This window comes from Clostridium sp. AF29-8BH (genome assembly GCF_003478145.1).
In the GTDB taxonomy this organism is placed as follows: domain Bacteria; phylum Bacillota; class Clostridia; order Lachnospirales; family Lachnospiraceae; genus Otoolea; species Otoolea fessa.
The window spans coordinates 1-962 of record NZ_QUEL01000062.1 but is presented as its reverse complement, the minus strand read 5'-3'; the positions used below and the strand labels follow the sequence as shown (position 1 = coordinate 962).

The following is a 962-nucleotide window of genomic DNA, read 5'->3' as shown; positions in this document are numbered from 1 at the left end:
ATGATCGGGGATATTTTATGCCGTTTTCCACCTGCTGTGCATACCATATTGATTGAACCCTGCTGATTTCTTTGTGAAAGTATCTTTCCAGCGAAAGATATTTTCTTCCTAGAATAAAACTCCTTCCATTTCCGGAATCATAACAGGTCATCAGATTATGAATTCCAAGATCAATTGATAAATAATGACCATTCAGGGAAAGCGGTTCTGGCTCTTTGATCTCATAAATAACGATAAGGTCACATTTTCCATCTTCCGGTGGATAGATCCGCAGCTGTTTTATGTGATCCATGTTCCTGAAAATCTTATTTTCAAGATATAGAAATTTTTCATGAATCCCGTAAGTTTCTTCCATATAGCTTTTCAGATCCTTTGACAGAGACAGCCGTAATTGGTCGGAACCTTTCTCGTGCCGGATTCCCATCTGCATGTAAGTGATTGGTATATTGTCCTGTTTAAATCGCGGCGGATTTGGATCTTTGATCCCACCGGTCTTTTTAAGGGCATAAAATGATTTCCAGGCTTTATCCAGCTGCTTGCAGGTCTCCTGCGCTGTCTGGGATGGAAGCTGTCTATACCACAGATCTCCTTTATGCGCTTTCTTCTGATAATACCAGTCAGGATACTTCTCCAGCCCCAATTCTTTATATCGACGACGTTCATAGTTGCAGACATTCCAGAGCTTGGAAGCAGCGTAACACATATGCCCTATAATATTAGAATATTCCGGCCGGATATTAACCGATGTTCTGTGAGACAACAGCATTCTCCTCCCCCCTTCAGACAGCCATGCATATGAATATTTACAATTCACATTGAATTAATACGACTTGCTCTGATGTTCAATATAACGGCGAATATTTTCCTCAGATACGGATCCGATCGTTTCCACATAATAGGAATGGTTCCACAGTTCTCCCTTCCACAACTGGTTTCTTATTTCCGGAAAACGTTCGAATAAT

Annotated in this window: 1 protein-coding gene; it reads right to left on the bottom strand. The window is 40.7% G+C overall.

Annotation, left to right across the window (positions count from 1 at the left end; translation table 11 throughout):
• Positions 1-766: transposase (locus DWZ16_RS15280; protein ID WP_243022057.1), on the bottom strand; the 766-nt coding region annotated here is incomplete at its 3' end.
• Positions 767-962 lie beyond the last annotated feature (196 nt).